The organism is Wolbachia endosymbiont of Nasonia giraulti, from assembly GCF_048054155.1.
Classification (GTDB): Bacteria; Pseudomonadota; Alphaproteobacteria; order Rickettsiales; family Anaplasmataceae; genus Wolbachia; species Wolbachia pipientis_C.
Genome location: NZ_JAFEVH010000054.1, coordinates 1 through 6,639, shown reverse-complemented (window position 1 = coordinate 6,639; position 6,639 = coordinate 1). Strand labels below are relative to the sequence as shown.

At 35.5% G+C, this 6,639-nt stretch carries 4 protein-coding genes and 1 pseudogene; 3 read left to right on the top strand and 2 right to left on the bottom strand.

The features are described from left to right. The 3 genes and pseudogenes from JR312_RS05545 to hemA all read left to right on the top strand — a co-directional run. Positions 1 to 1,062, top strand: a pseudogene (locus tag JR312_RS05545) (molecular chaperone HtpG); the annotation flags it as partial. Positions 1,063 to 1,100: 38 nt separating this feature from the next. Continuing rightward, the gene (locus JR312_RS05540; protein ID WP_208571591.1) at positions 1,101 to 3,866 is read left to right on the top strand and encodes a host RNA manipulator TomO; all 2,766 of its coding nucleotides are present in this window, start codon (positions 1,101 to 1,103) and stop codon (positions 3,864 to 3,866) included. A gap of 64 nt (positions 3,867 to 3,930) precedes the next feature. Beyond that, positions 3,931 to 5,139, top strand: coding sequence for a 5-aminolevulinate synthase (hemA, locus tag JR312_RS05535; RefSeq protein ID WP_006279721.1), 1,209 nt, complete (start codon positions 3,931 to 3,933; stop codon positions 5,137 to 5,139). Between the two features lie 118 nt (positions 5,140 to 5,257). On the opposite strand, the gene JR312_RS05530 is transcribed toward hemA, so the two are convergent. Both JR312_RS05530 and efp read right to left on the bottom strand, forming a co-directional pair. Continuing rightward, complete coding sequence (locus JR312_RS05530) at positions 5,258 to 5,953, bottom strand: inositol monophosphatase family protein (protein WP_006279720.1); 696 nt, start codon at positions 5,951 to 5,953, stop codon at positions 5,258 to 5,260. Positions 5,954 to 5,961: 8 nt separating this feature from the next. Continuing rightward, entirely contained in the window at positions 5,962 to 6,528 is a 567-nt protein-coding gene (gene efp, locus JR312_RS05525) for an elongation factor P (RefSeq protein WP_006279719.1), read from the bottom strand. Between the last annotated feature and the right edge of the window lie 111 nt (positions 6,529 to 6,639).

The window sequence follows — 6,639 nt, the reverse complement described above, 5'->3', positions numbered from 1 at the left end:
TCTATAAAACCTTTTGATTTATTCCATCCAGATAGACGTTGCTCTGTTAAGTTATATGTAAATAAAGTATTTATCACTGAAGATAATGTACAGATCATACCGCAGTATTTACGTTTCTTGAAAGGTATTGTTGATTCACCGGACTTACCTCTTAATATCAGCAGAGAAACGTTGCAGAATAATCGTGTTGTTGAGCAAATCAGGAAATCCCTCACTAAACGCGCGATATCAGAGCTCGGTAAAAAGGCAAAAGAGAATTTAGAGGAGTACACAAAATTCTGGACCAATTTTGGTGCAGTATTAAAAGAGGGTCTTTGTGAAGCTATGCCAACTGATGAGAGAGAAGCGCTGCTCTCGATTTGCAGATTTCATAGCACTGGTGATGAGAAATTAGTCAGCATTGATGACTATATAAGCAGAATGAAGCCTGAGCAGGAGCATATCTATTATCTCACTGGAAATAGCTTGGATTCAGTGAAAAACAGTCCGCAACTTGAGGGATTCGTCAGTAAAGGACTAGAAGTGCTCCTATTTGTTGATCCAGTTGATGACTTTTGGACTAGTGTAATTCATGAATACAAAGATCAGAAAATCAAGTCTGTAACCCGTGCAGATGTTGATTTGGAAAAATTCTCTTCAGAAGAAGATAAGACAGATGAAGAAAATAAATCGAATGAAGAAAAAACTGAGGAAACTATACTGCAATATTTTACCACAGTGCTTGGAGATTCAGTAAAAAGCGTAAAAATTTCCAAAAAATTGACTGATAGTCCCGTATGCCTAGCGGTTGATGAAGGTGCTATGGATCTTCGCATGGAGCGTTTTTTGCGTGAACAAAAGCAGCTAAATTACCGCACGCCAAAGGTGCTTGAAATTAATACTAAGCATCCTGTAATAAAGAGTATAATGAAATCTTATGCTGAAAGTGGTGAAAACCCAACATTGGAAGACATGATTCATTTATTATTTTACCAAGCTTGCATCGTGGAAGGTGAAGAGATGGATGATGTAAGTCTGTTTGCTAAGAGATTGAATAATTTGCTTGGCAAGATTTCTGTTTAATGCTATACTTAGCTTAGCTGCTAGTTAGGAGGTAAAACATGTTTGGTTCCAATTTTAGAGACTTTGTATCACAGGATACAACTTCACAGGGCCAATCAAATTCTGAAAGATTAATCAAAAGTTGGCATGGTTTTGAAAAACCAGATTCTGAAGATTCAGGTATTGAAGAAGAGTTTGAAGTTTTAGATAGCGAAAGTCAAGAGATACCAGCTACTCCATGTAGCACACCCTCTGAAGATCTAAGTTTAGAGAATGCAATACTTGCAAACTTTCCTGATGGTTGTGATAGGTCGTTTACCGTAGAATCAAAAGATGAAGGTTCATTTGATACCATTCCTAAAAGTTTAACTTTCGCTGAAATAACAAATATCCTAAATCAAGCTATACAAGAAGATAATTGTGAAGAACTAGACAAGGTTGTACAAAATATTGAAGATTATGAAGGCAGGTCTATTACGCTGGATAATGTAAATTTAAAGAGTTTTTGTGAGCAACAACTTAACTTAGATTTACAAGATAGAAGCGATCATCAACATATATACTCAAATGTACTATCACAGTATAAATTTGATCAGGAGAATTTTGAGTGTGATTATTCAGTAAAAGAATTGGTATTATTGGCAATTGCAGCTAATGACAAGCTAGTAGAGCAATATCAGGATTTTCTTTTTGCTGAAGAAAATTTAAGTCTTTTACCTGTACTTGTTGGTGGTCAAAAATATATTGAAGCTTTTATAGAAAAATTCCATGGTACTGATGGAGTTTATGGAAGATTAAAAGGTCAAGCTATACAACTTGTCGAACCTAATAAGATTGACTTTTTCTCAGTTATAGCACTAAGAAAAGAGCAAGAATTACTAGAGACAGTTTTTGTCGAATACGTTTTAAGAGATTTTGGACAGGTGTTAAAAACAAGTAAACCTAATCCTTTGTATGGTGCGCTTGAAACAGCATCTCTGATCAAAAATGAAGAATTCATCACGATAGTGCTAGATGCATTTGAAAGATATATTAATGAGCTAACTAAAAAAGCCTCAACAGAAGAGTTATTAAAAAAGAGCTTTGCTACCTTGTTAGAAACTGCGATAAGCCAGGAACACACATCTGTCATTGAATACCTGTGCAAACGATACACTAATAGTGCAGATCGTGCCATTTACGATGTATATGAACAAGCATTTGCAGATGATAAAGTTATTACAATACTAAGGCAACAAATCCTGAAAAACATAGGAGCTCGTGGCAGAAAAGAAATTTATGATTTAATTCTGAAAACTGCATTGGATGCTGGTAATATTGCATTTATCGAGCACTTGTGTGAAAAATGTGCTAAATGCAGCAATGATGTTATTAATTATCTTGATCATAAATCTAAAAACAACGAGTTTGATGAAATATATGAATCAATTCTGATTGCATTGTCTAATACTGAAAGTCAAGACATTATAGTCAGTGTTCTAGCTCATGTTCAAATTTATCAAAGCATACTCAATAATAAACAGCAAGTAGTCAGGCAAACCATACAAAATATACTGAGAAATGCAATAAAAGAAGCTAGTTATGGAGTTGTTGTACCCTTATGTCAGCATGTTGACCTAAAATTCGCAGCTCTTCAGGCAATATGCAAGGAAGAATTTGAGAAAGCTTTACCAGTAATTGCAGAACAGCTTGAAAAAATAAGTATGGAACTTTCTCCAAGTATGACTCGTAATGAGTATCAAAAAAATAGAGATACTTTGAGTCATCTATATCTAATTAGAAATTTGTTAGAAAGTAGTAAATTAATCAATACTTCCAGTAAAGCAAATATACAGACACAAGCGAATACACAAGTTAATAAAAGAAGCAGCAGTGATAATGCAGTATCACCTGTTATAAAAGGCGATACGGCTGTAGTAAATGAAGAGAATAACAATCAACCAAGCAGTCAAAGAAACCCAAAATCCAAAAGTGCTGGCAGTCAACAGACAGAAAAAAATGTTCTTGCAGGGGAGGAAGAAAATGCTATCTTAAATAACACAGGGGTTTCAACGCAGGAGCCTTTAATTAATAATTTTGAGGAGGGTGAAATCAAAAAAGGCAGCGGAAAAAAAGGTGTTAAGCAACTTGCCAGTCCTGTTAAGAAAAAGATTGATGGACTTATAAGCAAAACCAGTACTAACTCAAGAGAAGAACTCGAAAATATTCTAAAAAGTAACTCTCCTACTCTTGTACTACAATATGTAAAAAATAAAGACGGTCCCTTTAAGGGTAAAGTAGAAGAAATTAAAAAAGAAATTAAAAACCATAATACAAAACAAGGTAATGTTAATATTTCACTGAACAACGATTTGCCAAATTCAGGAGACCAATCTACAAGTTCTAATAATACCGGAAGCAATAGTACACTTACCACAACTCCAGAAATTACGGGTTGTGAAAAGAAGTTGGGGGTAAGTGAAGTTTCTTCGAATGCTGACAATGTGTCTACAATTGGAGGTGTTATTAACAGTAAGGAAAAGCCTGCAGCAGTAGAAAAAACTAGTGCTATAAACAATCAATCAACCTCTATTACTGCAACACAAAATACGCAAAAGAGTAAGTGGCCTACCATAGCTACATGGACGTTAGCAGTAGCTGGAGTTGTTTCAGGAGTAGCTATTGCAGTTTATTTGGAAATGCTAGCTGCAGGAATAGCAGTTGGAGCTTGTTGTCTGGTTGCCGCTGCAATTATATACTGCTGTACACCTAAAAGCCAAGTTGAAAACAACAAGGTTGACAAACCTTTCAACACGGGGAAAGTACCTACTGCCGTACATGTATAATAAATATAGTAGTTTACCATTTAATAATTTATTATAATTATGTTAATTATCGGTAAATAAGGACTTGGTAAACTACGAAGAAATATTCTTGAATAAAATAAAAGATATAAAAGATGAGGGGCGCTACCGTGAATTTACGCACTTTGCGTCATTACCAGGTAGGCTCCCCCACATTATGGACTATGAAAGAAATAGGGAAGTAATAGTCTGGTGCAGTAATAACTATTTGGGAATGTCACAAAATGAGAGTGTAATTGCCGCTATCCAAAATTCATCTGTTGGTGCTGGAGGAACAAGAAATATATCTGGTACAACAAAAGAGGTTGTTGAACTTGAAAAATCCTTAGCTTGTTTGCATAAAAAAGAGGCTGCTTTAACTTTTGCTTGTGGCTACCTCGCTAACCAGACAACACTTAGCACTTTATCGTCTGTTATTCCGGGCGTAGTAATTTTTTCAGACGAGAAGAACCATTCTTCGATGATAGAAGGCATAAAATCAGGAAAAAGGCCAAAACATATATTTAAACACAATGATGTTAATCATCTAGAGCAGTTACTCAAGTCTATAGACAAAAAGACACCAAAAATAATAGCACTTGAATCCGTATATTCAATGGATGGTGATGTAGCTCCGCTTAAAGAAATATGCGACCTGGCAGATCAACATAATGCAATTACCTATTTGGATGAGGTGCACGCAGTTGGCATGTATGGTTCACATGGTGGCGGAATTGCAGAAAGAGAAGGTCTGATGGATAGAATAACCGTTATTCAAGGTACACTATCAAAGGCTTTTGGAGTGATGGGTGGGTATATAGCGTCTTCAAAGAGCTTGGTAGATGTAATAAGAAGTTCCGCTCCAGGATTTATTTTTACCACTGCTATGTCGCCTGTTTTAGCAGCGGCAGCAAAGGCAAGCGTTGAGCACCTAAAATCGAGCAACATTGAAAGGGAAAAGCAAAAGCAAGTCGTTGAAAAAGTAAAAAACTCACTGAGAAATGCAGGAATTAACTTCATTCCAACAGAAACTCATATAATTCCAATAATAATTGGCAACTCAGAGTTATCCAAAAAAGCATCAAAATTATTATTTGATGAGTATGGAATATATGTTCAACATATAAATTACCCGACAGTTCCAAGAGGAACTGAGCGTTTCCGTATTACCCCTACACCTTATCATACCGATGAAATGATAGAGCATTTAACAGAATCTCTTGTAAAAGTTTTCGAAAAGTTGTCTATCTCTGTAGCCTGTTTATGCTATAGCTAGTACAGCCCTACGTCATACCGCGATTTATTCGCGGTATCTCAGCATGGATTCCGCTAACAAGTAGCGGAATGACGAGTTTTACGCTTATCAAATTGTAGGTAAACATAAATTACTTTAGCTATAGTTTTATATCTCCAGCAATGATTAGCCCGTTGTCTTCCGTTAGCCTTCCACCGCTTTCTTGCAGAAAAAGTCTACCGAGCAAGGCTTTATATTTGTTAACTCCAGAGTAAATTATTCCACTGTGCCTTCCTGCCGCAAGGTATGCAAAGCCTAAAATTGTTGAACCTATGGAGCGTACATTACTATTGCCAGGCAGCAATTTATTTAACAAATTACCACTTACATCTATTAGACCCCCTTCACGGCTTTTCACTCGCATTTTTACATGACGAGATCTAAAATCCTCAAGAAAAGCACCTTTCTTTTCTTCTGCCCAAAAAGTTTCTCTAAGAGCCGGAGCATCAATTACAGCTGCCACAACTTTATTTTTATGAATGAGACAGACTGATACTGCAAAATAAACCATGCAACTAGAAAAGTTCTCCCTGCCCTCTATAGGCATAATAAACCAGGTATAAGTGTTATCTTTTACTTCTTGATCAGTATCATCTTCAAAAATAAAACCATAGTCTCGTTTGTAGTCGTGCAAGCAATCGTATATGGTTTGCTTGGATTTTGAATAAGTTTTATTAATAAAGTCTGCTGATTTAACATTAGAAATTTGCAATTCATTAAAATCGCGCATAAGCTGCTTGGAAGCATTACGCACAGAATCAAGCATCACATTAATTCGTGGTGATGAGAGGGACATTCTTCCTTTTACTCTTTCACTCTTTCATAATAGCTGTCACCTGGAGTATATACTACAATTTTATCCTCTTCTTTTATAAATTGAGGCACGTTAACGCGCATTCCGTTTTCCAAAATTGCAGGCTTATAAGAAGCAGTAGCAGTTTGTCCTTTAATAACAGACTCTGTTTCTTTCACAGCAAGTGTAACATAATCAGGCACATGCGCAGAAATTATTTTGTCTTGATAAGCTACAACTTTAATTTTCATGTTATCCTGTAAATAAATTTTTTTTTCTCCCAATAAGTCCAAATTTATAGTGATTTGCTCGTAATTACTTGGATGCATAAGATTTACAATGTTTCCTTCAGTGAAAAGGTAAACATATTCCTCTTCATCTAAAATTGCCCTTCTGATTGTTGCATCAGAACGAAATCTTTCATAGTGTTTTGCTCCGGTTTTGATGTTTTTCATTTCGGCTTGTATGTATGCACCACCTTTACCAGGTTGAGTATGCATAATACCTACAACCAAAAATAATCCGCCGTTATGTTCCAACACCTGACCTGGTCTGATATCGTTAGCTCTTTCTGCCATAATTACATTTTCAATTTGATCTTATAATTATAAATAGCTTTATATAAATATCAAAGTCTTTATTAGTCAATAAATTCTGGTATATTTAATACTATATACCTCCCCTTTATA